At 64.1% G+C, this 26,663-nt stretch carries 21 protein-coding genes; 16 read left to right on the top strand and 5 right to left on the bottom strand.

The window, feature by feature from the left end; all coding sequences use genetic code 11:
• Positions 1–46: 46 nt before the first annotated feature.
• Complete coding sequence (locus CEW83_RS20615) at positions 47–1,231, top strand: phosphoglycerate kinase (RefSeq protein WP_108951559.1); 1,185 nt, start codon at positions 47–49, stop codon at positions 1,229–1,231.
• A gap of 195 nt (positions 1,232–1,426) precedes the next feature.
• Here the strand turns inward: CEW83_RS20615 and CEW83_RS20610 are convergent, their stop codons facing one another.
• Positions 1,427–1,837 (bottom strand): hypothetical protein, encoded by a 411-nt coding sequence (locus CEW83_RS20610; RefSeq protein WP_108951036.1) that lies wholly within the window; start codon positions 1,835–1,837, stop codon positions 1,427–1,429.
• Positions 1,838–1,985: 148 nt separating this feature from the next.
• Here CEW83_RS20610 and pyk point away from each other — a divergent pair, with 148 nt between their 5' ends.
• From pyk to CEW83_RS20595, 3 genes are all read left to right on the top strand, one after another.
• The gene (gene pyk / locus CEW83_RS20605; protein ID WP_108951035.1) at positions 1,986–3,431 is read left to right on the top strand and encodes a pyruvate kinase; all 1,446 of its coding nucleotides are present in this window, start codon (positions 1,986–1,988) and stop codon (positions 3,429–3,431) included.
• A 146-nt stretch (positions 3,432–3,577) separates the two neighbouring features.
• Positions 3,578–4,642 carry a class II fructose-bisphosphate aldolase gene (gene fba, locus CEW83_RS20600; protein WP_108951034.1) on the top strand — a complete coding sequence of 355 codons (1,065 nt, stop codon included), beginning with the start codon at positions 3,578–3,580 and terminating at the stop codon, positions 4,640–4,642.
• 85 nt (positions 4,643–4,727) lie between these two features.
• Positions 4,728–5,147: a gamma-glutamylcyclotransferase family protein gene (locus CEW83_RS20595; RefSeq protein WP_108951033.1), complete on the top strand. Its 420-nt coding sequence runs from the start codon at positions 4,728–4,730 to the stop codon at positions 5,145–5,147.
• A gap of 9 nt (positions 5,148–5,156) precedes the next feature.
• Here CEW83_RS20595 and CEW83_RS20590 read toward each other — a convergent pair whose 3' ends face one another.
• Both CEW83_RS20590 and CEW83_RS20585 read right to left on the bottom strand, forming a co-directional pair.
• On the bottom strand, positions 5,157–7,022 hold the full coding sequence (locus CEW83_RS20590) for a diguanylate cyclase (RefSeq protein WP_108951032.1): 1,866 nt from the start codon (positions 7,020–7,022) through the stop codon (positions 5,157–5,159).
• Between the two features lie 164 nt (positions 7,023–7,186).
• A complete protein-coding gene (locus tag CEW83_RS20585; protein WP_108951031.1) occupies positions 7,187–8,107 on the bottom strand; it encodes a LysR substrate-binding domain-containing protein in 921 nt (306 codons plus the stop codon).
• A gap of 92 nt (positions 8,108–8,199) precedes the next feature.
• Here CEW83_RS20585 and CEW83_RS20580 point away from each other — a divergent pair, with 92 nt between their 5' ends.
• The 12 genes from CEW83_RS20580 to prpF all read left to right on the top strand — a co-directional run bounded on the left by CEW83_RS20580 (position 8,200) and on the right by prpF (position 21,377).
• Complete coding sequence (locus CEW83_RS20580) at positions 8,200–9,666, top strand: form I ribulose bisphosphate carboxylase large subunit (RefSeq protein ID WP_108951030.1); 1,467 nt, start codon at positions 8,200–8,202, stop codon at positions 9,664–9,666.
• A 44-nt stretch (positions 9,667–9,710) separates the two neighbouring features.
• On the top strand, positions 9,711–10,136 hold the full coding sequence (locus CEW83_RS20575) for a ribulose bisphosphate carboxylase small subunit (RefSeq protein WP_108951029.1): 426 nt from the start codon (positions 9,711–9,713) through the stop codon (positions 10,134–10,136).
• 69 nt (positions 10,137–10,205) lie between these two features.
• Positions 10,206–11,198 (top strand): CbbX protein, encoded by a 993-nt coding sequence (gene cbbX, locus CEW83_RS20570; protein WP_108951558.1) that lies wholly within the window; start codon positions 10,206–10,208, stop codon positions 11,196–11,198.
• A 22-nt stretch (positions 11,199–11,220) separates the two neighbouring features.
• Positions 11,221–12,309, top strand: a complete 1,089-nt coding sequence (locus tag CEW83_RS20565) for a class 1 fructose-bisphosphatase (RefSeq protein ID WP_108951028.1) — start codon at positions 11,221–11,223, stop codon at positions 12,307–12,309.
• 11 nt (positions 12,310–12,320) lie between these two features.
• Positions 12,321–13,199, top strand: coding sequence for a phosphoribulokinase (locus CEW83_RS20560; RefSeq protein ID WP_108951027.1), 879 nt, complete (start codon positions 12,321–12,323; stop codon positions 13,197–13,199).
• 509 nt (positions 13,200–13,708) lie between these two features.
• On the top strand, positions 13,709–15,736 hold the full coding sequence (gene tkt / locus CEW83_RS20555; RefSeq protein WP_199915172.1) for a transketolase: 2,028 nt from the start codon (positions 13,709–13,711) through the stop codon (positions 15,734–15,736).
• Positions 15,737–15,765: 29 nt separating this feature from the next.
• Positions 15,766–16,776, top strand: coding sequence for a type I glyceraldehyde-3-phosphate dehydrogenase (gene gap, locus CEW83_RS20550; protein WP_108951026.1), 1,011 nt, complete (start codon positions 15,766–15,768; stop codon positions 16,774–16,776).
• Positions 16,777–16,807: 31 nt separating this feature from the next.
• Positions 16,808–17,860, top strand: a complete 1,053-nt coding sequence (gene fba, locus CEW83_RS20545) for a class II fructose-bisphosphate aldolase (protein WP_108951025.1) — start codon at positions 16,808–16,810, stop codon at positions 17,858–17,860.
• A gap of 279 nt (positions 17,861–18,139) precedes the next feature.
• The gene (locus CEW83_RS20540) at positions 18,140–18,580 is read left to right on the top strand and encodes an oxidoreductase (RefSeq protein WP_108951024.1); all 441 of its coding nucleotides are present in this window, start codon (positions 18,140–18,142) and stop codon (positions 18,578–18,580) included.
• Between the two features lie 181 nt (positions 18,581–18,761).
• The gene (locus CEW83_RS20535; protein ID WP_108951023.1) at positions 18,762–19,067 is read left to right on the top strand and encodes a hypothetical protein; all 306 of its coding nucleotides are present in this window, start codon (positions 18,762–18,764) and stop codon (positions 19,065–19,067) included.
• Positions 19,068–19,167: 100 nt separating this feature from the next.
• Entirely contained in the window at positions 19,168–20,238 is a 1,071-nt protein-coding gene (locus tag CEW83_RS20530; protein ID WP_108951022.1) for an RNA methyltransferase, read from the top strand.
• Positions 20,235–21,377, top strand: a complete 1,143-nt coding sequence (gene prpF, locus CEW83_RS20525; protein ID WP_108951021.1) for a 2-methylaconitate cis-trans isomerase PrpF — start codon at positions 20,235–20,237, stop codon at positions 21,375–21,377. Before CEW83_RS20530 ends, prpF begins: the two co-directional genes overlap by 4 nt.
• 39 nt (positions 21,378–21,416) lie before the next feature.
• Here the strand turns inward: prpF and CEW83_RS20520 are convergent, their stop codons facing one another.
• Both CEW83_RS20520 and CEW83_RS20515 read right to left on the bottom strand, forming a co-directional pair.
• Positions 21,417–24,050: an EAL domain-containing protein gene (locus tag CEW83_RS20520; RefSeq protein WP_234418940.1), complete on the bottom strand. Its 2,634-nt coding sequence runs from the start codon at positions 24,048–24,050 to the stop codon at positions 21,417–21,419.
• A gap of 80 nt (positions 24,051–24,130) precedes the next feature.
• Positions 24,131–26,653 carry a PAS domain-containing hybrid sensor histidine kinase/response regulator gene (locus tag CEW83_RS20515; RefSeq protein ID WP_108951020.1) on the bottom strand — a complete coding sequence of 841 codons (2,523 nt, stop codon included), beginning with the start codon at positions 26,651–26,653 and terminating at the stop codon, positions 24,131–24,133.
• Positions 26,654–26,663 lie beyond the last annotated feature (10 nt).

Raw genomic sequence — 26,663 nt, 5'->3', positions numbered from 1 at the left:
CGGGCCTGTGCCCGGCCCTTCTTACTCCGGAAGTCACAAGATGCCCCTGCAAGTAAAGAAACTCGCCGAGCTCGATGTGCGCGGCAAGAAGGTCTTCATCCGAGCCGACCTCAACGTCCCCCAGGACGACGCCGGCAACATCACGGAAGACACCCGCATCCGTGCCTCGATTCCGTCCATCCAGTACTGTCTGGACAATGGCGCCGCGGTGATGGTCACCTCCCACCTCGGTCGCCCCACCGAGGGCACGGTCAGCCACGACGACACCCTGGCACCGGTTGCCGTGCGTCTCGGGCAACTGCTCAACAAGCCGGTAAAGCTGATCGCCGACTGGGTTGATGGCGGCTTTGTCGTCGAACCCGGGCAGGTTGTTCTGCTCGAAAACTGCCGCTGCAACAAGGGCGAAAAGAAGGACAACGAAGAGCTGGCGAAGAAGATGGCCGCACTGTGCGACATCTACGTCAACGACGCTTTCGGTACGGCCCACCGAGCCGAGGCCACCACCCACGGTATCGCCCGCTTTGCCCCCGTGGCCTGCGCCGGCATGCTGATGGGCGCAGAGATCGACGCGCTGTCGAAGGCCCTGCATGCGCCTGCACGCCCACTGGTTGCCATCGTCGGCGGTGCCAAGGTGTCGACCAAGCTCACCATCCTCAAGACCCTGGCCGAGAAAGTCGATCAGCTGATCGTCGGCGGCGGCATTGCCAACACCTTCCTGCTCGCCGCAGGCAAGCGCATCGGCGAATCCCTCGCCGAGCCAGAAATGGTGCGCGAAGCGCATCAGGTCATGGACATCATGAAGGCCCGTGGCGCCGAAGTGCCGCTGCCGGTTGATGTGGTCGTGGCGGACGAGGTCTCAGCGCTGGCGCGTGCCAACCGCATCCCGGTCGACGAAGTCGGCCCGCAGGACCGCATCCTCGACTTCGGCCCCAAGAGCTCGGCAAAACTCGCCGACATCATCGCCCATGCCGGCACCATCGTCTGGAACGGCCCGGTGGGTGTCTTCGAACACGCCCAGTTCGCAGGCGGCACGAAGATGATGGCCTCGGCCATCGCCCACTCCGAAGCGTTCTCGATTGCAGGCGGCGGCGACACCCTCGCGGCCATTGCCAAGTTCCATATCGCAGACGACGTCGGCTACATCTCCACCGGCGGCGGCGCCTTCCTCGAGTTCCTCGAAGGCAAGACGCTGCCCGCGATTGCGGCACTTGAGGCGCGCTACAACGACTGAAGTCGTCGTGCTATCGAAAACGGCCATCTGCGGATGGCCGTTTTTCTTGCAGTGGCATTCAGGCTTCAATTCTTCGTCAAGCGATCAGTCGCGCCACACATGGCAACCCGCCAGCTCATCACGCCGGATCAGACTCACCACGCGTCACGGCAAGACCAACGCATATCCTCGACGCTGCGCCTCGAATGCCTTCATTCAGTGGCCGCCCCCGAACAGCAGACGATCGGACTGCCTGCGGCCATTCTGCGCACGCCGCTCCTGCTTGCGCTCGCCCTGCTCGTACGCACCATGCAGGTAGACGTCGCGTCGCTGGGTTGCACGCCTGTCGTCGAAATGGACATAGACACAGGAGCAGGCTTCCTGGGTACAGGAAGGCAAGGGTATGGGCGGGGCTTCGGTGGACAGGTAACGCTTGCCCTTCAGCGCACGTGAGGATGCACACGCCTTGCCGGAGGCCCGCACCTCCACAGCGTGAAAGGACCGTCTGTGCGGCTGCTCACGTATGAGCTCCTGCTCGGGTTCGTCTCCCTCCGCCTTCTTCCTGATGATCACAAACGCCAGCAGTCCCACCGCTACCAAGGCCATCAGCATTGCTGCATTTTCCATAAAGCGTCTCCTTGCAGTTCTCTTTTCAGCATAGAACACGATATGCACATCGTCGCCCCCGCCTTTGCATTCCACACTCCGATAGAATCATGAGCTAGCCACGCCAGGACGAGCATCCATGGCGAGGAACACAAGACAAGGAGACTGCATGCCGCGCCATACCAAGATCGTAGCCACACTGGGCCCCGCCTCAACCGACCCTCATGTGCTCGAGCGCATGGTTCATGCGGGCGTGGACGTGGTACGGATGAACTTTTCCCACGGCAAGGCCGAGGATCACATTGCCCGCGCCAGCGCGATCCGCGAGGCATCGGCGCGCACCGGCCGGCCGGTGGGCATCCTTGCCGACCTGCAAGGGCCCAAGATCCGGGTAGGGAAGTTCGAGAATGGCCGGGTGACGCTCACGGGAGACGCGCCCTTCATCCTCGATGCACGCTGCGAGACCGGCAACGGCGAACGTGTCGGGCTGGACTACAAGGACCTGCCCAAGGACGTCAAACCCGGAGACGTTCTGCTGCTCGACGACGGCCGACTCAAACTGGTGGTGGAGCGCGTGTTCGGTCACGAGATCCACACCCGCGTGCGCGTCGGCGGAGAGCTGTCGAACAACAAGGGCATCAATCGCCAGGGCGGCGGGCTGACGGCGCCGGCGCTCACTGCCAAGGACATGGACGACATCAAGACCGCGGCACAGATCGGCGTCGATTTCGTCGCGGTGTCTTTCCCCAAGAGTGCAGCTGACATGTACATGGCACGTCAGCTCCTGCGCGCGGCGGGCAGCGAGGCGATGCTGATCGCCAAGATCGAGCGCACCGAGGCGGTCGCCAACCTGAACGAAATCCTCGATGCCTCCGACGGCATCATGGTGGCACGCGGCGACCTCGCCGTTGAGGTGGGCGATGCCGCCGTACCCGCACTGCAGAAAAAGATGATCCGCGCCGCACGCGACCGCAACAAACTGACCATCACCGCCACACAGATGATGGAGTCGATGATCGCCAGCCCGGTGCCAACCCGCGCCGAGGTCTCGGACGTCGCCAATGCGGTGCTCGATGGCACCGATGCGGTGATGCTGTCGGCCGAAACCGCCTCCGGCAACTTCCCGGTCGAAGTGGTCGAGGCGATGAGCCGGGTATGCCTCGAAGCCGAAAAATCGGCTGAAATCGGGCTCGACCGCGAGGTGCTGGACCGGGTATTCACCCGCATCGACCAATCGATTGCAATGGCGGCGATCTGGACTGCCTACCATCTGAAGGTGAAGGCCATCGCCTCGCTGACCCAGACCGGCTCGACCGCGCTGTGGATGAGCCGGCCGATCTGTGGCGTGCCGATTTACGCCCTCACCCCTGAGATCAGCGCGCGCAACCAGATGACGCTGTATCGCGAGGTGTATCCGCTGCTGATGAGCCAGCTCCATGTCGACCGCGACGTATTGCTGTGGGAAGCCGAGCAGATTCTGCTCGACCAGGGGGTCGTCGAATACGGCGACCTGATCGTGCTCACGATCGGCGAACCCATCGGCACCACCGGCGGCACCAACACCCTGAAGATCGTGCGCGTCGGCGATCATCACCCGCCAAACAGCGACGAATAGGCCGCGCGTGTGGTGAAATTACCGCGTCGTTTGTCTCAATCCGTGTGAGCCGGTTCCGGCTGGAGCCGCTCACGGGATAAAATGCCGCTTTATTCAACCTGACCATTGACCGGCCACCCAGCGCCGGCGACCCCCGGAGATTTCTGATGCCTCTCGTGTCCATGCGCCAGCTGCTCGACCACGCCGCCGAACACACCTATGGTCTGCCTGCCTTCAACGTCAATAACCTTGAACAGGTTCAGGCCATCATGGAAGCGGCTGCCGAGTCCGACAGCCCGGTGATCATGCAGGCCTCCGCCGGCGCCCGTAAGTATGCCGGCGAAGCCTTCCTGCGCCACCTCATCGAAGCTGCGGTCGAAACCTACCCGAACATCCCCGTCGTGATGCACCAGGATCACGGCCAGAGCCCCGCCATCTGCATGGGCGCGATCCGCTCCGGCTTCTCCAGCGTGATGATGGACGGCTCGCTGCTCGAAGACGGCAAGACCCCCTCCTCCTACGAGTACAACGTCGCCGTCACCCGCGAGGTCGTGAAGTTCTCGCACGCGATCGGCGTCAGCGTCGAAGGCGAACTGGGCTGCCTCGGCTCGCTCGAAACCGGCCAGGCCGGCGAGGAAGACGGCGTCGGCGCCGAAGGCACGCTCGACCACAGCCAGATGCTGACCGACCCCGATCAGGCCGCCGACTTCGTCAAGCAGACCGATTGCGACGCGCTCGCCATCGCCATCGGCACCAGCCACGGCGCATACAAGTTCACCCGCAAGCCCACCGGCGACATCCTCGCCATCGAGCGCATCAAGGCCATCCACGCCCGCCTGCCCAACACCCACCTGGTGATGCACGGTTCGTCGTCCGTGCCGCAGGAACTGCTCGAGATCATTCGCCAGTACGGCGGCGACATGAAGGAAACCTACGGCGTGCCGGTCGAGGAAATCGTGCAGGGCATCAAGCACGGCGTGCGCAAGATCAACATCGACACCGACATCCGCCTGGCGATGACGGGCGCGGTGCGCAAGTTCCTGTTCGAGAACCCGTCCAAGTTCGACCCGCGCGAGTTCAACAAGCCCGCTCGCGAAGCCGCCAAGCTGGTGTGCAAGGCGCGTTTCGAAGCCTTTGGCTGCGCTGGCATGGCCTCGAAGATCAAGCCGCTGTCGCTGGAGAAGATCGCTGCGCGCTACAAGGCGGGCGAACTGACGCAAGTCGTACGCTGATCGCCTTCCGGCGACGAAGCTGCACAAGAGCGCGCCACTGGCGCGCTTTTTTTCGCCTCGGACACTACAGAACGGACCTGCCCCGATGACCGGACACAATCGACACTGCTTTACCTACGGCTCGCTGATGACCGAGCACATCATGTTCGGCGTGTGCGGAATGCAACTCAGCGCAAAACCCGCCCGTCTGACCGGCTTCAGCCGCCATCCGGTCAAGGATGAGGACTACCCGGGCATCGTGCCATCAGACGCAGATGAGGTTCATGGCGTGCTCTACCTGGCCGTGCCCGCCGACGCCATTGCACGATTGGATGCCTTCGAAGGGGAGCAGTATCGGCGCACCCCGGTCACGGTCGAATGCCCGGACGGGCAGCAACTGTCCGCCGACACCTATGTGTTCCGTCCAGAGCTTGCGCACCTGCTGTTGCCGGGTGACTGGGACGAGGCCGCATTCGAGCGTGAGGGCAGAGCCCGCTTCGAGCGCAAATTCACTCGTGAAGACTGATCTCAAGTCTCAGTAGGTTTCGTCCTGCCCGGTCCACATCTCCGGGCTGAAGCATACGACACGGTTCCGGCCACTATCCTTGGCACGATACAAGGCCACATCGGCAAACTTGACCGTCTGCCAGAATGTATTGCTGTCATCGGCGAGCATCCCGACACCGATCGAGATGGTCTTCTGCAGCACATGTCCGTTGATCTGCACCTTAAGTGCGGCGACCGCCACACGGATGTTTTCTGCGACCTTCATGGCCGCAGCCTCGTCCGCATCTTGAAGAACGATCAGAAACTCCTCGCCACCGAAGCGGATCACCATGTCCGAAGCCCGCACCGACTGCTTCAGCACTCCGGCCACTGCCTTCAGCAAGGCATCGCCAGCATCGTGACCATGGGTGTCGTTAACAACCTTGAAATAGTCGAGATCCAGCATCAGCACCGCAAGCGGAGTCTTGCGCCGACGCGCATTCGCAATCAAGGTATCGACATACTCTTCGAGGAAGCGCCGATTGCTCAGCCCGGTCATCGCATCGCGCAGTGCCGACTCGCGCAAGGTCTCGTTCAGACGCTTGGCCTCGAGCACCGGCGCCATCTCGCGCAGATAGACATGAACATAGGGCACCAGCTCGGCAAGCGCCTCGGCACGCGACGCTGGCGCAACAAGCTGGATCACGCTACCCACAGACCCTGACTGAATGATCGGCACGCAATAATGCCGCCGCGACTCGCCCGCATCGCCCGGCGGATGAAACGCGTAACAGATCTCCGGACTGATGAGGCCATCCACGGGATGTCCGGTGCGACGTGCCCTGCACATTTCACTGCGCGCCAGAATCTGCTGATCACACCACCGGCAGTCGCCGCCGGGAATTCCATCCACCATGATGGGCACCATCAGCTTGGCCCCCTCGGTCTCGTAGATGGAGAACTCGCTCACGCCGAAACGTTCGACCAGCACCTTGCCAAAGCGATCGTAAATCTCGCGCTTGTTCTCGTCCTCCTCGATCGCCTGCTTGAATGCTGACGCATCGGCGAGACCATTGACCATGTCGATGGTCGCCTCAAGCTGGTTTTCGTCCTGCTTCGGATTGCGGCCTGTGAGCTGGATCACGCGCTGACTGATGCGGGACAAACCCTCATCGAGAAAACCAAGCAACTGATTGGTCTGCGCGGCGATCTTGCCGATCTCGTCGTCCGTACGCTGTTCGAGTCGCCCCTTGAAATCGCCTCTAAGCGCCCGCTGCACCGTTTTTTCGACTGCCTGCGCAGTGTTTCCCACCGGCAGAATGATGCGTCGTGCCAGCCACAATGCTGCAAGGGAAATCGCCACGACGGTCAGCAGGATGCTGGCGATCGCCAGAAAGGCCTGACGCTTGATCTCGGCGAGGGACAGTTCGATCGTTACTGCGCCAAGTACGGTGCCTTCAGGCACCTGGTGACATTGAAGGCAATTCGGCGAACCATGCGCCGTGGCAGCGAAGGGGATCGTGCCTCGAAACACGGTGTCGCTCCCGTTGTCGCTCAACAAGTAGCGCGCCTGGCCATCAATCAGTACTTGTCGCTCGGTATCGTTGGCCGGCGCTTCCTGAGCCATGCCCGCTCCATACTGCTGATCGACATGCTCGGAGCGGATCACCCTTGCCGAGCGCAAACCCTGCACTTCCCGAAGACGGTCGAGAAACTGCTCGCGTTTGTCGATCACACCATGAATCATGGCCTCGGTCAGATGCACTCTGACCATTTCGGCAGCCGTGCGAACATGCGCTGTGGATGAGGAAATCGAGAAACTACGAAAGGCGTAGAGGCTGATGATTGCCAGCGTCACCAGAATACCCAGCGCTACGGCAGCGAGCAGCAAGGTGATCTTACGGTTCAGATTCATTTGATCGTTACGCCAACGCGCACACCCGTGACAGGGACTGCCGGATTATGACAGAAAGGCTTTCTGGCGAACTCCGTATTTACCCTTGTACAAATGTGGTTTAATAAAAAAAGACATAGTTATAAAGTTATAAAGTTATAAACCTAACAAGCCACGCGCGCATTTTAGCAAGTGATTGCACGCATCATCGCCGCACCATCAGTCTGCAGAAATTCCAGCAAGGCCTCCAGCGCCGGCGTCAGTGGGCGCTCTGCATGCACGAGCACATTCCACTCCCGGATAACGGGCGTGTCGGCAACATCAAGTCTGATAAGACGACCGCTCTCGACCTCCATTGCAAACGTGTGGTGGGACAGGAAGGCGATGCCCATGCCCGCCATCACTGCCTGCTTCAGGGTCTCGTTGCTGCCGAGTTCATCTGCGGCAAGTGGCTTAACGCCGTGCGCGCGCAAAAAGCGCTCGAGGTTGCTGCGCGTGCCCGACCCGCGTTCGCGCAGCAACAGGCGCTCACCGGCGAGCGCGGCGGGCGGGATGTTGCGTCGCGCCGCCAGCGGGTGGTCGGGGCGGGCAACGAAGGACAGTCGATGTGGCGAAAACGGAATCCGGCGCAAGGCCATGCCCCCCGGCGGCTGGCCCATGATCGCGAGGTCGGCGCGCTGCTCGTGAAGCAGTGCATGCACGCGGTCGCGGTTCTCCACCGTCAGGCGAAACTTGATGTCCGGGAAGCGGCGTCCGAACTCCGCCAGAAGGTGGGGCACGAAGTACTCTGCGGTGGTGATGGCCACGACCTCGAGCGTTCCCGAGGCCACGCCACGCATCGACTTGAGCTCCACCTCCGCCATCTCCAGTGCAGCCAGCGCTTCACGCGCCCTGCGCACCAGCACCTCCCCGGCGGGGGTGAGGCGGATCTCCCGCCGCCCGTCCACCAGCACCTGACCGACCACGGTCTCGAGCTCCTTGATCTGCATCGACACGGCCGGCTGGGTGAGGTGCAGCAGGCGGGCCGCCTGCGTGAAACTGGAGGTATCGGCCACGGCGACGATTGCGCGTAGCTGCTTCATCGTCAGGCGATGCGCGAGTCTCATCAGAAAACCTTATCTCAAAACCCCAACATTCATCATTGGAGCTTATCTCAACAAAACCGTAATGTCTGCTCACCAGACCAGAGGAGACAGACATGGGCGCACCCGATACTCCGCAGCAGATTCTCGACCCCAAGAAGCGCTACCAGGCCGGCGTGCTCAAGTATGCCCAGATGGGCTACTGGGATCCGGACTACGAACCCAGGGACACCGATGTGCTCGCGGTCTTCCGCATCACGCCGCAAGACGGCGTGGATCCGGTCGAAGCGGCAGCGGCAGTCGCCGGCGAATCCTCCACTGCCACCTGGACCGTGGTGTGGACCGACCGCCTCACCGCCAGCGACACATACCGCGCCAAGGCATACCGTATCGACCCGGTGCCGGGCCAGGAAGGCCAGTACTTCTGCTGGGTGGCCTACGACCTCGACCTCTTCGAGGAAGGCTCGATCGCCAACCTTACCGCGTCGATCATCGGCAACGTGTTCAGCTTCAAGCCGCTCAAGGCTGCACGCCTTGAGGACATGCGCCTGCCGGTTGCGTATGTGAAAACCTTTCGCGGCCCGCCCACCGGCATCGTGGTCGAGCGTGAGCGCCTGGAGAAGTACGGCCGGCCGCTGCTGGGCGCAACGATGAAGCCCAAGCTCGGGCTCTCCGGCAAGAACTACGGCCGCGTCGTGTATGAAGCGCTGCGTGGCGGACTGGATTTCACCAAGGACGACGAGAACATCAACTCGCAGCCCTTCATGCACTGGCGCGACCGCTTCCTGTACTGCATGGAAGGCGTCAATCAGGCGGCGGCACAGACGGGCGAGATCAAGGGCCACTATCTCAACATCACCGCCGGAACCATGGAGGAGATGTACAGGCGCGCGGAACTTGCCCGCGAACTGGGTTCCTGCGTGGTGATGGTCGATCTCATCATCGGGTGGACGGCCATCCAGTCGATCAGCAACTGGTGCCGCGACAATGACATGATCCTGCACATGCACCGTGCGGGCCACGGCACCTACACCCGTCAGAAGAATCACGGCGTGAGCTTCCGCGTGATCGCCAAGTGGCTGCGCCTCGCAGGCGTCGACCATCTTCATGCAGGCACTGCGGTGGGCAAACTCGAGGGCGACCCGATGACGGTTCAGGGCTTCTACAACGTGTGTCGCGACAGCGTGACGAAGCAGGATCTGCCGCGCGGCCTGTTCTTCGATCAGGACTGGGCCAGCATCAAGAAGGTGATGCCGGTCGCCTCGGGTGGCATCCACGCCGGCCAGATGCATCAGCTGCTCGACCTCTTCGGCGACGACGTCGTGCTGCAGTTCGGCGGCGGCACCATCGGTCATCCGATGGGCATCCAGGCCGGCGCCCAGGCCAACCGCGTGGCGCTCGAGAGCATGGTGCTGGCGCGCAACGAAGGCCGCGACATCGTCAACGAAGGCCCGCAGATCCTCGCCGACGCCGCCAAGTGGTGTCAGCCCCTGCGCGCCGCCCTCGATACTTGGGGCGATATCACCTTCAATTACACCAGCACCGACACATCGGACTTCGTGCCCACCGCCAGCGTGGCCTGATCGCGCCGCACGAATTCATCAGAACACAGCGAGGAGACACCACCATGCGTATCACTCAGGGCTGCTTTTCATTCCTGCCCGATCTGAGCGACAGCCAGATCGGGGCACAGATCCACTACTGCCTGAATCAGGGTTGGGCGGTCGCGCTCGAATATACGGACGATCCGCATCCACGCAACACCTACTGGTCGATGTGGGGTCTGCCAATGTTCGACCTGGCCGACCCGGCCGGCGTCATGCAGGAGCTGCAGGCCTGCCGCGAGGCCAATCCCGGCCACTACATCCGGGTAAACGCATTCGATTCGACCAAGGGCTGGGAGACAGTGCGCATGTCCTTCATCGTCCAGCGCCCTCCCAGCGAACCCGGCTTCCGTCTGGTACGCCAGGAGACCGGAGGACGAAACCTGCGCTACACGCTCGAGAGCTATGCCGTGGGCGCAGGCACAGAGGGCGCCCGATACGCCGGCTGAAGCCGGCCGAACGCAGGGCGGAACAACGCATTCCGCCCGCACACCGAATGCTGCATGGAGGAGACCGACATGAGCGCCAGTGACCTGCAAGGCCTGACGGGCGAAACACCGCCCACATCAGATGCAAGCATCGACCTCGCCGCCGAATACGCCGACGCCGGCATTGGCGACGTGCTCGAAGGCCTCGACCACGATCTGATCGGGCTCGCACCGGTCAAGCGCCGGGTGCGCGAGATCGCCGCCCTGCTTCTGATCGACCGCGTGCGCCAGCGACTCGGGCTCACGACCGCCGCACCTTCGCTGCACATGAGCTTTACCGGCAACCCGGGGACCGGCAAGACCACGGTCGCCATGCGCATGGCCGAGATCCTCCAGCGTCTCGGCTACTGTCGGCGCGGTCACGTCGTGGCGGTCACCCGCGACGACCTCGTCGGCCAGTACATTGGCCACACCGCACCCAAGACCAAGGAGGTCCTCAAGCGCGCCATGGGCGGGGTGCTGTTCATCGACGAAGCCTATTATCTGTACCGTCCCGAGAACGAAAAGGACTACGGTCAGGAAGCGATCGAGATCCTGCTGCAGGTGATGGAGAATCAGCGCGACGATCTGGTGGTGATCCTCGCCGGCTACGCCGACCGCATGGAGCGCTTCTTCGAGTCGAACCCGGGCATGAAGTCGCGCATCGCCCACCATGTGGACTTCCCCGATTACGCCAGCAGCGAACTCGGCGAGATCGCCGAACGCATGCTCGCGCAGTGGAACTATCGCTTCGACCCTGCCGCGCGCCTCGCCTTCGACGAGTACATCGCCCTGCGCCGCACCCGCCCCCACTTCGCCAACGCGCGCAGCATTCGCAACGCCCTCGACCGCATGCGCCTGCGCCAGGCCCTGCGATTGTTCGAGTCCGGCGCAAGCGTCGATGCCAGCGCACTGTGCACGCTGAGCGAGGCCGACGTGCGCGCCAGCCGGCAGTTTGCCAGGCCGGTGACGATCACCGAACCGGCGTTTGATGCCGAACTCGACTTCGACCCCGAGCGCGGTGCAGACCGCAGCGACTACTGAACCCGCACACAGAGGCCGACCCATGTTCAACATCGAGCGCAGCACCCTGACCGAATACCTGATCGACCAACGCCGTCACCATCCAGAGGCCACCGGCGAACTCAACGCCCTGATCCTGCAGGTCGCCCAGGCCTGCAAGGCCATCTCGCGCGCCGTGGCCCACGGCGCACTCGCCGACATGCTCGGCGACCATGGCAGCGCCAACGTGCAGGGCGAACAGCAGAAAAAGCTCGACGTGCTGGCAGACGGCATCTTCCTGCGTGCCACCCACTGGGGTGGCGGTCTCGCCGGCATGGTGTCGGAGGAAAACGAAGCCCCTATCCCCTTGCCCGCAGGTCACGCCCGCGGCAAATACCTGCTGGTGTTCGACCCGCTGGACGGCTCGAGCAATATCGACGTCAATGTCGCGGTCGGCAGCATCTTCTCCATCCTGCGCGCGCCCACGCCCGGCGAGGACGCGGTCGCCGACGACTTCCTGCAGCCCGGCACCCGCCAGGTTGCAGCCGGCTATGCGATCTACGGCCCCTCCACAATGCTGGTGCTGAGTGTCGGCACCGGCGTGGCGGGCTTCACCTTCAACCCGATTCTCGGCGACTTCTTCCTCACCCATCCGGACATCCGTGTGCCGGACACCACCCGCGAGTTCGCCATCAACGCGTCCAACTCACGCTTCTGGGAGCCGCCGGTGCGGCGCTATGTGGACGAATGCCTTGCAGGCCGCAGCGGCCCGCGCGGCGCCGACTTCAACATGCGCTGGATCGCATCGCTGGTGGCCGAAACCCACCGCATCCTGATGCGTGGCGGGGTGTTTCTCTACCCGCGCGACAGCAAGGACCCCGGCCGCCCTGGCCGCCTGCGCCTGCTCTACGAGTGCAATCCGATCGGATTCATTGTCGAACAGGCAGGCGGTCGGGCCTCGACGGCACGCATGCCGGTTCTTGAAGTCGAACCAGAGGCACTGCATCAGCGAATTGGCTTTGTTTTCGGATCACGCCAGGAGGTTGAGCGCATCGAAACCTACCATGCCGACCCGACAGCCGGCCTCGACAGTCCGCTGCCGCTGTTCAACACGCGCTCGCTGTTCAGCGACAACCACGCCTTCTCACAGTAAGGAGGACGACCATGTCCGAACGCCATCCCATCGTTGCCATCACCGGCTCGTCCGGCGCGGGCACCAGCACGGTTCAGCGCACCTTCGAGGAAATCTTCCGGCGCGAGAACGTGACTGCTGCAGTGATCGAGGGCGACAGCTTCCATGCCTTCGACCGCAAGACCATGCGCGAGAAACTGGCCGCAGCCGAAGCTGGCGGAGAACTGTCCCGTTTCAGCCACTTCGGCGCCGAGGCCAACCTGTTTTCAGAGCTGGAGAAACTGTTCCGGACCTATGCCGAATCGGGCAGTGGCCGCCGCCGCAAGTACCTTCACAACCTGGAGGAGGCCGCCCCCTACAACCAGGAACCCGGCACCTTCACCGAGTGGGAGGAGATCCCGACCGGCACCGATCTGCTGTTCTACGAGGGCCTGCACGGTGCGGTGAAGATGGAAGGCGCCGACATCGCCCGCTTCCCCGACCTGCTGATCGGCGTGGTGCCAGTGGTCAACCTGGAATGGATCCAGAAGCTGCACCGCGACAAGAACATGCGCGGCTACTCAACCGAGGCGGTGACCGACACCATCCTGCGTCGCATGCACGACTACGTGCACTACGTGGTGCCGCAGTTCTCCCGCACCCATGTGAATTTCCAGCGCGTACCGATGGTGGACACCTCCAACCCCTTCATCGCCCGCACCATTCCTACCGCCGACGAGTCCATGGTGGTGATCCGCTTCGCCAATCCCAAGGGCATCGACTTTCCCTATCTGCAGAACATGATCCACGGCAGCTTCATGAGTCGGGCCAACACCATCGTCGTGCCCGGCGGCAAGATGGAACTGGCGATGCAGCTGATCTTCACCCCCTTCATCTGGCGCCTGATGGAACGGCGGAGGAAGCTGCTGTGACGATCTCCACCCAACTCAACACCAGCACAGGTGCCGTGCGGGCTGTACGAGGTGTTTGTGCAGCGATCGAGGACTGTACGCGCCCATTCCACAGAACGTGGAACAAAGACCTCGTGCAGCGAGCAGTTGCGTCAGCCAGGGAAACAGCAAGCGTCCGATGGCTTGCGGGCGACCGTGCCTGCGCTTCGTGGTGTGCGGGGCATTCACTCCGTCGGCCTGCGGAACTCGCTCGCTGCGCTCACTCAGACAGTCCTCGGCCGCTCCGTGAATGCCCCGCACACCACGGAGCACGTGCCAGTTCTGAAAGAAATGAGTTGCTGCCACGTCTGACAGACTGCATGCAGCCACCCGCGCCAAGCTGAGTGTGCGGGGTGTTTGTGGCGCAGCCGAGGACTGTCTGAGCCCGCAGGGCGAGTTCCGCAGGCTGCAGAACAAACACCACGTGCGCTCAGCGCTTCGTGGCACACACGACGCGACCAACAAAATTCAACATCCCGGAGCCAACTCCAATGAACATGCGCCTGTCACAAACCGCGCAGGACACCCTGTGCGCCAACGCCTTGCGTTTCCTCGCCATCGACGCGGTCGAGGCCGCCCAGTCCGGCCACCCCGGCATGCCCATGGGCATGGCGGAAATCGCCGTCGCACTGTGGACCCGCCACCTCAAACACAACCCCACCGACCCCACCTGGCCCGACCGCGACCGCTTCATTCTCAGTAACGGCCACGGCTCAATGCTGCACTACGCCCTGCTCCACCTCAGTGGCTACGACCTCCCGCTCGACGAACTCAAGCGCTTCCGCCAACTGCACAGCAAAACCCCGGGGCACCCCGAATACGGACTCACCCCCGGCATCGAAACCACCACCGGCCCCCTCGGCCAGGGCCTCGCCAACGCCGTCGGAATGGCGCTCGCCGAAAAACTCCTTGCTGCCGAATTCAACAGACCCGGCCACCGCATCGTTGATCACCACACCTGGGTCTTCCTTGGTGACGGCTGCCTGATGGAAGGCATCAGCCACGAAGCGGCCAGCTTTGCCGGCGTGCAACGGCTATCGAAACTCGTCGCGCTCTGGGACGACAACCGCATCTCCATCGACGGCGATGTTGCAGGCTGGTTCGGTGACGACACCCCGGCACGCTTTCGCGCCTATGGCTGGAACGTCATCGAACACGTCGACGGCCACGACACCGACGCCGTCGACCATGCCATCAGGGACGCCCGCCGGAACGCGCGCGACGACACCGGCCCGACCCTGATCTGCTGCCGCACCACCATCGGTCGCGGCAGCCCGGCACGCGCGGGTACGGCCAGTGTTCATGGCGCCCCGCTGGGCAAGGACGAGATCGCCGCCACCCGAGCCGCACTCGGATGGGATCATCCCCCGTTCGACATCCCCGAAGAAATCCGCAACAGCTTCGATGCCCGTAAAACAGGCGCCGCCCGCCAGAGCGCGTGGCAGGCACAGTTCGACGCCTACGCCCGGGAGTGGCCCGAACTCGCCGCAGAGTTCACCCGCCGCGTCACCAAGCGCCTGCCCGTCGGGTTCCGCGTCCTCGCCGATGCCATCCTGCGCGGCGTGCACAACGAAGCCGCCACACTTGCCAGCCGCAAGGCCAGCCAGCACGCCATCGGCCGCCTCGCCCGCGCCCTGCCCGAACTGCTCGGCGGGTCTGCCGACCTCACCCACTCCAACCTCACCGACTGGCCCGGCTGCGGCGCAGTGCGCGCCGACCAGGCGGGGCGCCACATCAACTGGGGCGTGCGCGAGTTCGGCATGGCCGCCGCGCTCAATGGCATCGCGTTGCACGGTGGCTACCTCACCTTCGGCGCCACCTTCCTCGTCTTCTCCGACTACGCCCGCAACGCCATGCGCATGAGCGCGCTGATGCGCCAGCGCGTCGTCTACGTGATGACGCACGACTCCATCGGCCTCGGCGAAGACGGCCCCACGCACCAGCCGGTCGAACACCTGCCCAGCCTGCGGCAGATCCCCAATCTCGACGTCTGGCGGCCCTGCGACGCGGTCGAAACGCAGGCGGCCTGGAACGCGTCGGTGATGCGGGCCGACGGTCCCAGCGTGATCGCCTGCTCGCGCCAGAACCTCCCCCATCAAGCGCGCGACGCGGAGCGCCTCGGCGACATCGCACGCGGCGGCTACGTGCTGGCCGAAGCCGACGACGGCCAGCCTGCGATGGTGCTGATTGCCACCGGCTCCGAAGTCGCGCTGGCGATGGAGGCACGCGCGCGGCTGCAGGCCGACGGCATCGCCACCCGCGTCGTCTCCATGCCCTGCACCGCGGCCTTCGACCGTCAGGCCGCGAGCTGGCGCGATGCCGTGCTGCCGCCCGATGTTCCGCGCGTGGCGATTGAGGCTGCACAGCCCGACAGCTGGTGGAAATACCTTGCCGGTGCACCACGCGCCGCCGTCATCGGTATTGACCGCTTTGGAGAATCGGCCCCGGCAGGCGAGCTGGCGACTCTGTTCGGCATGACGCCCGAACGCATCGTGGATACGGCCCGCCGACTGCGCTGACACAGGATCACACCACTCGAGGAGACAGCATGACCACCAGAGTCGCCATCAACGGCTACGGACGCATCGGCCGCAACGTGCTGCGCGCGCACTATGAAAGCGGCAAACGCCACGACATCGAGATCGTCGCCATCAACGACCTCGGCAGCCCCGAAACCAACGCCCATCTCACACGTTACGACAGCATTCACGGCCCGTTTCCGCATCCGGTCGAGGTTGGCCACGGCACGTTGACGGTTGCCGGCGACTGCATCCAGGTCCTCGCCGAACGCGATCCGGCGCAACTGCCCTGGCAGCAACTGGGCATCGACGTCGTGCTCGAATGTACCGGGCTCTTCACCTCGCGCGACAAAGCAGGCACACACCTCGATGCCGGTGCCGGCAAGGTGCTGATCTCGGCACCGGGTGGCGACGATGTGGATGCCACAATCGTCTATGGCGTCAATGACCGGACACTGCGACGCAAGCACCGCGTGGTCTCCAACGCGAGCTGCACCACCAACTGCCTCGCGCCGCTCGCCTTCGCCCTCCACCGCCCGCTTGGCATCGTGCGTGGCCACATGATCACGGTGCATTCCTACACCAACGACCAGGTACTGATCGACGTTCATCACCCCGACCTGCGCCGCGCACGCTCCGCCACACAGTCGCTGATCCCGACCAGGACGGGCGCGGCGGCGGCGGTCGGCCTGGTGCTGCCCGAACTCGCAGGACGGCTCGACGGCTATGCGATGCGCGTCCCCACGCCGAACGTGTCCTTCACCCATTTCACCTTCGTGGCTTCACGCGCCACCAGCGTCGGCGAGGTCAACGACCTCGTGCGCGAAGCGGCCCACGGCGCCTTGCGCGGCATCCTCGGTATCAACGATCTGCCGCTGGTGTCCTGCGACTTCAACCACAACCCGCACTCCAGCCTGTTCGACGCCACCTTGACCAAGGTCGATGGCGAACTCGTCACCGTGACCGCCTGGTACGACAACGAGTGGGGCTTTTCCAACCGCATGCTCGATACAGCCTGCGCCATGATGAGCGCCGACTGAGCGGCTTTCGATACCACCACGGAGACACCCGATGGCCATGATTTCACTGCGGCAGTTGCTCGATCACGCCGCCGATCACGAGTACGGCATCCCCGCCTTCAACATCAACAACATGGAACAGATCCAGGCGATCATGCAGGCCGCCGCCGCGACCGACAGCCCGGTCATCCTGCAGGCATCGGCCGGTGCGCGCAGCTACGCCGGAGAGGCCTTCATCAAGAAGATGGTCGAGGCGGCCGTCGAACAATGGCCCGAGATCCCGGTCTGCCTGCACCAGGACCACGGCGCCAGCCCCGCCATCTGCCAGCAGTCGATTCGCGCCGGCTTCACCAGCGTGATGATGGACGGCTCCCTGCGCGAAGACATGAAGACCCCGGCAAGCTACGACTACAACGTCGAGGTGACGCGCCGGGTCGTCGATATGGCGCACGCTGTCGGGGTGTCGGTCGAGGGTGAGCTCGGTTGCCTCGGATCGCTCGAAACCGGCCAGGCCGGCGAAGAGGATGGCGTCGGCGCGGAAGGCACGCTGGCGCACGAACAGATGCTCACCGACCCGGCCGAAGCCGCCGCATTCGTCGACGCCACCGGCGTCGATGCACTCGCCGTGGCCATCGGCACCAGCCACGGCGCGTGGAAATTCACCCGACCGCCCACCGGTGACATCCTCGCCATCGACCGCATCGCTGCCATTCACCTCAGCATTCCCGACACCCACCTGGTCATGCACGGTTCGAGCAGCGTGCCCCAGGAATGGCTCAGCATCATCCGTGAACACGGCGGTGACATCGGCGAAACCTGGGGCGTGCCGGTGGACGCCATCGTCGAAGGCATCCGCCACGGGGTGCGCAAGATCAACATCGACACCGACCTGCGCCTGGCCATGAGCGGTGCGATGCGCAGACTTGCCGACACGGAGCGCAAGGAATTCGATCCGCGCAAGTTCTTCAAGGCCGCGAAAGAAGCCGCCGCAGGCATCTGCCAGGAGCGCTTCGAGGCCTTCGGCTGCGCCGGCCACGGCAGCCGCATCAAGCCGCTGCCGCTGGACGCGATTGCCCGGCGCTACGCGCTCAAGCGCGCGGCCTGAGCCATCCCGCATTCCATCCGATTCCCTGCCCGTCCCGGGTTTGAGTGCCCGCCATCCTCACGATGGCGGGCATTTTTTTCCATCTCTCCCGAACCCATTGCCGTCGATGGTGGTGGCCGCGTCGGCCTGCGGTCCGGATCGCTCGCGCCCTTCACCTTATGATCGGGCTTCGCATCGGCAATATTCCGTTTTGCTTTTTCCGGGTACGCTTGTGCCTGAAGAACAGGGTCGAACGACAACCCGCACTCAGTGCAGGAAGCCAGCCCCGGGAGAGCACGAATGACAGACGAGCAGAACCCACCACTCGACATCGGCATCGACGGCAGCCTGTATGCCGGTCTGCAGGAACTGGCAGCGAACGCCTTTCCAAAGCGCTGCGCAATGTGCGGCCGGACCTATGCCAACGTCGACGACTACGTCGGCCAGACCGGGCGCGTGGGTAGCGGACGCAGCGGACTCAAGCAAACCCTGGATGATGACGGCGCGGTCATCGTCGAACTGTTTCGCAACTGCGTTTGCGGATCAACACTGATGGACTGCTTCAACAACCGCCGCGATCGCAGCGCGGCCGGACTCAAACAGCGCGAACGCTTTGGTCAGCTGATCGAATCGTTGGTGGAACGGGGGCTTGCTCACAACAAGGCGCGCACCGAACTGCTCAAGGTCATGCGCGGAGAACACAGCACCATCCTCAGGCCCGTGCCGCGCAAGACCGGCTGAAGCCGTCAAGCCGCCCAGGCGCGGGAGACGAAGCGTGTGAAGACCGCGTCATATGAATGGCAAGCAGCACGGCTGTAACCCGGCCCATTCAAACTTCGTAAAAAAAGCGTTGACTTCACGAACGATTGGGGTAGAGTTACATACATATTGTGCACTGCAACATAACCACCGGAGGAACACCATGGCTACGAAACCCGAATTCCAGAACCCGATTGAAGCTGTTCAGGCCCTTATGGCCGTTCAGGCTCAAACCATTGGCAAGTCCATCGAACTGCAGAAGAAGGCCAGCGAAGAGCTGATGGCTTTCTTCCAGGCCGAAGCCCAGAAGGCCACCAAGCTGAAGACGCCGGAAGAGCTGGTTCGCTTCAACGTCGATGCCAACACCGCACTGTTCAAGCTCCTGCAGTCGCAGGGCGAAGCCTTCACCGCACTGGCCACCGAAGTTGGTCAGGCTGCCATGGCCAAGTTCCAGAACATCGCCAAGTAAGTTCCGCTTCAGCGGCACTGCTTGACCAAAGCCCCGATGGCCTGCCATCGGGGCTTTTTCTTGTCCGCTGCATCGACGCGGGTGCTAGGATTCGGACCCCATGCGTATCGAACAGATCTCCCGCCGCCTGCACGACCTCGGCGCCAAAACCTGCCATGAGCAAAGGGTGCTGCGAGGCTGGATTCAGCGCCGGCCGCTCGACGCCGGCCGTCGCCCCGCCGAGCACTTTCTACCGCAGTCCATCCGCAACGCCCTGCCCGAACTCATGGCCGAGCTCGATGGCCTTGCACGGCTGAACTCAGCGCACCCTGGCGACGACGGCTCTTCACGGCTGCTGGTGGAACTGGCCGACGGGCAGACCGTCGAGAGCGTGCTGCTGCCGCGCGACGGTCTGTGTGTATCGAGTCAGCTCGGCTGCGCAGTCGGTTGCGTGTTCTGCATGACGGGCAAGGACGGTTTGCTGCGCCAGCTCGGCAGTGCAGAAATCGTTGCCCAGGTCGCCCTCGCCCGCAGCATGCGCCGGGTGACCAAGGTGGTGTTCATGGGCATGGGCGAACCGGCCCACAACATCGACAACGTGATCGAAGCCATCGAGTTCCTCGGCACCATCGGCGGCATCGGACACAAGAACCTGGTGTTCTCCACGGTCGGCGATCCACGCGTATTTGAGCGCCTCCCGCAGATGACGGTCAAACCGGCGCTGGCCCTGTCCCTGCACTCGAGCCTGCCCGCGCTGCGCGAGAAGCTCCTGCCGCGCGCGCCCCGCATCGCCCCTGCCGAACTGGTCGAACTGGGCGAACGCTATGCCCGCGCCACCGGTTATCCGATTCAGTATCAATGGACGCTGATCGAAGGCGTCAACGACAGCGAGGAGGAGATGGAAGGCATCGTTCGTCTGCTCACCGGCAAGTACGCGATCATGAACCTGATTCCGTACAACGCCGTACCCGAACTCGAGTTCCGCCGCCCCTCATGGGAGCGCGCGGCCGAGCTGGGCCGCTGGCTGCATCGTCGTGGCGTGCTGACCAAACTGCGCCACTCGGCCGGTCAGGACGTCGATGCAGGCTGCGGTCAGCTGCGCGCCCGCTCCATCAGAATCGAGCGCCGCCGGCCAGCCCACGCTCAGAGCCCGAACGACGCAACAGCCGCCCCGGTGGCACCCGCAGCATGACCCGTCAGCGCCGCATCCCTGCCGCATGGATGCGCGGCGGCACCAGCAAGGGCCTGTTCATGCTGGCAAGGGATCTGCCTGCCGACGACGCGACCCGCGACGCCCTGCTCGCGCGCCTGCTTGGCAGTCCCGACCCCTATGGCAAACAGATCGACGGACTCGGCGGCGCCACTTCAAGCACCAGCAAGGTCGTCATCCTGGCACCCTCGAGCCGGGCCGGCTGCGATGTGGATTACCTGTTCGGGCAGGTGCCGGTATCAGGCGAGCGCATCGACTGGTCCGGCAACTGCGGCAACCTGACTGCGGCCGTCGGCCCGTTTGCCATCAGCCGGGGACTGCTGCAGGCGCCCGCCGACGGCATGGCAAGGGTGCGCATCTGGCAGGCAAACATCGGCAAACGCATCCTTGCACAGGTGCCAATGCTTGCAGGCGAAGTATGCGAGGCGGGCGACTTCATGCTCGACGGCGTGGCCTTCCCCGCAGCAGAGATCCGGCTCGAATTTCTCGACCCGGCAGGAAGCGGTGCGGCCGGACTGTTCCCGACGGGGCGGATGCGCGACTGCCTTCAAACGGCGGACGAGCGCATCGACGCCACCCTGATCAACGCCGGGAATCCAATGGTTCTGATCGGCGCGGCCGCGCTCGAACTCGATTGCAGCGCCTCGCAGGCGGCACTTAATGCCCAGCCCGGGCTCCTGGCGCGCTGCGAGCGCATCCGCGTTGCGGGCGCCCTCGCCATGGGGCTGGCGGCGAACGCGGCCGAGGCGCAGGCGCGCGCTCATACGCCCAAGCTCGCCGTACTCGACCGCGCGAAGGCCTTTCGCGCCGCCGACGGGTGCGCGTTCACCGCCGACGACATCGACCTCTCCTGCCGGGTGCTGTCGATGGGCGTCTTTCACCACGCCATCCCCGGCACGGCAGCCATTGCGATCGCTGCAGCGGCGGCCATCCCTGGCACGGTGGCATCCGAGCATGTCTGCGAGCACGGCACCGCCCCCCTCAGACTCGGCCAGCCTTCCGGTTGCACCCGCGTCGGTGTCGACGCACACCGGACCGAGGCCGGTTGGACGCTGGGCAAGGCCGTGATGAGCCGCAGTGCGCGCATGGTGATGGACGGATTCGTCTGCCTGCCAGGCTGAGGCACGCGTGCGGGTCACGCGGTCTCGACAGCCCCTGACTCAGCTTGCGACCGAGGTCGCGTTGTGGGCAAATTGCATGAGCTGCGCGGCAGACGCCGGCCGGCCAAACAGATAGCCCTGATAGGCATCGCAGCCCGAACGCGCGAGAAAGCCGCGCTGGGCTTCGGACTCGACCCCTTCGGCAATCACGCTCAACCCCATCGTGTGCGCGAGCGCGATGATGGTGCGTGCAATTGCCGCGTCGTTCGGGTCCACCAGCACGTCGCGCACGAAGGACATGTCGATCTTGAGCTCGGTCAGAGGCAGGCGCTTCAGGTAGGACAGGGAAGAATAGCCGGTGCCGAAATCGTCGAGCGAAAACCCCACCCCAAGCGCGCGCAAGGCCTGCATGCGGACGATGACCGCCTCGACATCCTCAAGCAGCAGACTCTCGGTCAGCTCGAGCCTGAGCAGGCGGCTGGCCGCCCCGGTGAACTCGAGCGCGGACTTGACCTCGTCGACAAAGTCGGGATGCCGGAACTGGCGTGCGCTGACATTGACCGACACAGTCATGGCCGCCAGGCGCGGCACTTCGGCCCACTCGGCAAGCTGCCGGCAAGCAGCGAGCAGCACCCAGCGTCCGATGTCGAGGATCAGCCCGTTATCTTCCGCGACCGGAATGAAGCTGAGCGGCGACACCATGCCGCGCTGCGGATGATTCCACCGTAGCAGGGCCTCGACGCCAATCAGGCCGCCAGCCGAACTCACCTGTGGCTGATAGTGCAGTTCGAACTGCTCCTGCGCGAGCGCACGCCGCAGGTCGGCCTCGAGAGCAGCGCGCTCGCTGAGCTCTGCCTGCATTGCAGGCCCGTAGAAGCACAGCCGGCTGCGCCCGTCGGCCTTGGCCTGGTACATCGCCAGATCGGCCTGCTTGAAGAGCTCGTCGACATTGACCTCGTGCCCCTCGAACAGGGTCGCGCCAATGCTTGCAGTACTGCAGGTCTCATGCCCACCCAGCTGATAGGGCTTGTTGAGCGCCTCCAGCAGCTTGGCGCCGACTAGCCGCGTATGCGCCATCGCTTCATCGGCGTCGGCACTCAGGCCCTCGAGGACGAGCACGAACTCGTCGCCACCCAGCCGGGCCGCGGTATCACCCTCGCGTATCGTCGCGGCGAGGCGCCCGCCCATCTCCTTGAGCAGCAGATCGCCGAGATCATGCCCCAGCGTATCGTTGAGCGTCTTGAAGTTGTCCAGATCGATGAACAGCAAGGCCCCTTTGCGATGATTGCGGGCACAACTGGTCAGTGCCCGCTGCAGGCGGTCGCTCAGCAGCCGGCGGTTGGGCAGGCCGGTGAGCGGATCATAGAAGGCAAGCGTATTGATGCGGTCCTCTGCGTCCCGCAGCTCCCGGACCTGCGTGTTCAGACGCTCGGCGTGATCGCGCAGCGCCAGCTGGTTGCGATGCAGCAGTTCGCGCATGCTCTCCTGCGCCTGTGCGAGCTGGGCAATCTCCGCGATCCGGCTCTGTACCGGTTGCGGCGGGCTGAAATCGAGCGCACCGATGCGCTCGCTCGACTCGGCAAGTGTCTCGAGCGGACGGGCGATGATGCGCGCCTGCATCTGGGCCACACAGCCTGCCGCAGCCAGCAGCAGCAGAAGTCCGCCCGCAAGCCCAAAACCGATGACCGTCCAGGCCGGCGCAAAGTCGGCTTCAGGCGCAAGCACCAGTACCCAGAAGGTCTGCTTCCCCAGTCGATAGGCACGCGCGCTGAACAGCCAGGGCGCTCCGTTCGACTCGTAGTGCGCCACACCGATCGGCTGTCCTCTGGCGCGTCGCCACACGGGCAGCAGATCGTTGACTGCGGCGATGCCCAGGGTGCCAACCGGCAGGAGCACGCTGCCCAGCCATTCATCGACGGCAACACTGTCGGGTCGCCTGGGCAGCCCGAGCACGCTTTCGTCCTCGGTCATGATCAGTGCCAGCCCCTGCCGGCCGACTTCCGCATCCAGCGTCGCAGCCGACAGGTCGCGCAAGGTCAGATCGAAGCCAATCACCAGGTCGCGCCCATCCGCCAGCATGGTGTGCCGTGACGCGGTAATGCCGGGATCACCGGTGGTGAAGAAGGTGTAGGGTCGCGTCCAATGCACCGTTCCGGGCGCGGCCTCCGTGAGCGCTCCGGTAAACCACGGGCGCTTGCGGGCATCGTAGTCCAGGGCCTCCCGGCGTTCCTGTGCCTTGACGCCCGGCGCGAGGTCGATGAAAAGCTGCATCTGGCCCCAGCGCGGGATGTCGGTCAGACGGTTGCGCCACTGCCCATCTCCACGCTGCAGCAGCATCCAGCCCTGGCCCGTCGACGTACCGGCCACCACCGAGGTGATATACGGCGACGCGGCGAGGACCGGCATGAAGTACTCGTTGAAACGCGCCGGATTGTCCACGTCAGGCAGGTTGCCACCGATCCATGCCAGGCTGATGGCAAGCTGACGCTCTTCGGGCTCGAAGGTCTGACGCAGCCTGGCCTCGACACGCTCTGCGGCAAGATTGAAATCACTCTCGGCAACGCGTTCGAGGACCGGCACCATGCCAAGCGCGACAAAGCCGATGGTGACCACCAGCGAACTGCCGAAGGCGAGCAGCAGGGCACGCAGCAGCAGCGTTCGACGCAATGAAATGGCTGAGCGAGTAGAACCCAAGGCGGGCGTGTCTCCGAAAGGTGGTCGGATCAGCGCGTGTCCGACGATGCATCGTAACGGCTCAAACCGGTTTCCGACGTTCAGTCGCGCCCGGGTGTCCGGCACTGCGCCAGCAAGGCCAGTGCCTCCGGATACCTGAAGCAGGCTACATTGTGCTCGAACTCTGAAAAAACGGAACCGAGTACCGTTGCGAAGACGCGACGCTCGTCCTCAAGCAGGCGGTTGGCACGCATGTTTGCGTTCGCCAGATACAGCTTCATTTGCGCGACTGCAGCCTCGATCACTTCGGGCGCGCGCTCAGCAGAGGTGGGTTCCGCAGGCACCGACGCCTGCGCGGCAGCTGCACCCGCCACCGCACGCGGCGGCAACCAGCGCAGCAGTGTCGAATACAGGTCCTGCGGATCCACTGGTTTGGCCACGAAGTCGTCCATGCCTGCCGCAAAACAGGCACGACGATCCTCCTCGAAAACGTTGGCCGTCAGGGCGACGACCGGGGTGTGACGGTTGCGCGTCTGCGCCCGCAAGGCGCGCGTGGCCGCCAGCCCGTCCATCTCGGGCATCCTCATGTCCATCAGGATCAGGTCGAAATCGCTGGTGCGACAGCGCTCGAGCACGGCCCGCCCGGTGGAGACCGATTCGACGGCCAGGCCGACTGCACTCAGCAGATCCAGTGCCACTTCGCGATTGACCGGATTGTCTTCAGCCAGCAGAACATGAGCGCCTGCATGTTGCTCGCGAAGGACGCGTTCGGACTCACCGGCGGACACGGACGGGGGGTTGGCCACCGCGCCGCGCCCCCGCCTGAGCACGGCAGTGAACCAGAAGGTGCTGCCGTGGCCCGGCTCACTCTCGGCGCCCGCCTCTCCCCCCATCAGGGTCGCAAGCCGGCGGGTGATCGCCAGGCCAAGACCGGTTCCCCCGAAACGCCGGGTGGTAGAGGCGTCCGCCTGTTCGAAGGCATCGAACAGGCGCGGAATCTTGTCTGCCGCCACCCCCATGCCGGTGTCCGTGACCTCGAAGCGTACGAGCAGCGCATCACCCCGGTCTTCTGCAACGGATGCGCTCAGCGACACCGAACCGTGCTCGGTAAACTTGATCGCATTCACTGCGTAATTGAGCAGGGCCTGACGCAAGCGGGTGGCGTCGCCACACAGCCGTCCCGGCACGTCGCGGGTATCGAGCTCAACGGTCAGACCCTTTGCCTTCGCCTGCTCGGCAATCAGGGACTGCACATGCTCGAAGACTGCGCCCAAGGCAAACTCGCCGCTCTCCAGCCGGAGCCGGCCGGCCTCGATCTTGGACAGGTCGAGAATGTCGTTGATCACGGACAGCAGGTGACGCGCTGCAGTGCCCACCCGGTCCAGGCGTTCGATCTGGCGCTGCGCGGGATGATCCCGGCGCAGGAGGTGGGTGAGGCCGATGATGGCATTCATCGGGGTCCGGATCTCATGGCTCATATTGGCCAGGAAGGCACTCTTGGCCTCGCTGGCCGCGTTCGCACGTTCGGTGGCATCCCTCAGCTCGGCCGTCCTGCTCGACACCAGTTCTTCGAGATGCTTGCGGTGCTGCTCCAGTTCGGCCTCGATACGCTTCTTCTCGGTGATGTCCTCCTGCAGTGACATGTAGTTCGAGATGCTGCCGTCTTCGCGGCGAATCGGCACCACCCGGGCGAACACGGCATAGCTGCTGCCGTCCTTGCGCTGATTGATGAACTCGCCGCTCCACGCCTCACCTCGCGACAGGGCAGCCCACAGTTCCTCGAAGCTTGACGCGGGCGTCAGGGCCTCGCCGAACATGCTCGCAGGCTGACCGAGCACCTCGGCAGGCAGATAGCCGCTATGCACCGTGAAGGTCTCGTTGACGTATTCGACCCGCCCCTCGAGATCGGTCACCAGGACACTCTCGGGGCTTTGCTCAACGACCTGCGACAGCTTTCGCAGTTCGAACTCGACGGCCTTGAGCGCGGAGATGTCACGCGAAATGCCGTACATCCCGGTGACCTCACCACTCGCTCCGCGCAACACCCCCTTCGTGGCAAGATACGTGACTTCGCGGTCGGGCAACCTCACCGTTTCCTCAAAGCTCATGGTCTCCCCGGCTGCCATGACCTGCTGGTCGTTGGCCATCACCATCTGCGCGTAAGCAGGGGGAAAGAGCACGCGGTCGTCATGTCCCAGAACCTCATCGGCGTCCTTGCCGACAAAGTCGGTCGCCGCCTTGTTGAACAACAGGTAGCGGCCGCGGAGGTCCTTGGCAAAAATCGCATCGCTCGAGCTATCGGCAATCGCGCTCAGGAGTCGCGCAGCCTGCAGACGGCTGCGCTGTTCCTCATGCCTGCGCCGACTCGCCTCGGTGAGCCGCAGCAGCATGTCGCGCACCACGCCATAGAGCAGCAGTGAGGTGATGAACACGAAGAACCAGCCCTTGAAGGTCTGCAGCCAGGCCTTGTCTGCGATGGATTCGGGCAAGAGATCGAGCGCACGGTCGGAGAGCACGATCCACACGCTCGCGAACAACGCGTAGGGCAGCACCACCCGCCAGGTGGCGCGACGAAGCGCCCTGCTGTCAGAATCTGTCGCAGTTGCCGACGGGTCTGCTTCCATTCGGTCAATC

The sequence above is a fragment of the Parazoarcus communis genome (genome assembly GCF_003111645.1).
In the GTDB taxonomy this organism is placed as follows: Bacteria; Pseudomonadota; Gammaproteobacteria; order Burkholderiales; family Rhodocyclaceae; genus Parazoarcus; species Parazoarcus communis_A.
The sequence above is the reverse complement of the archived record's forward strand: the minus strand, read 5'-3'. Positions and strand labels throughout refer to the sequence as shown.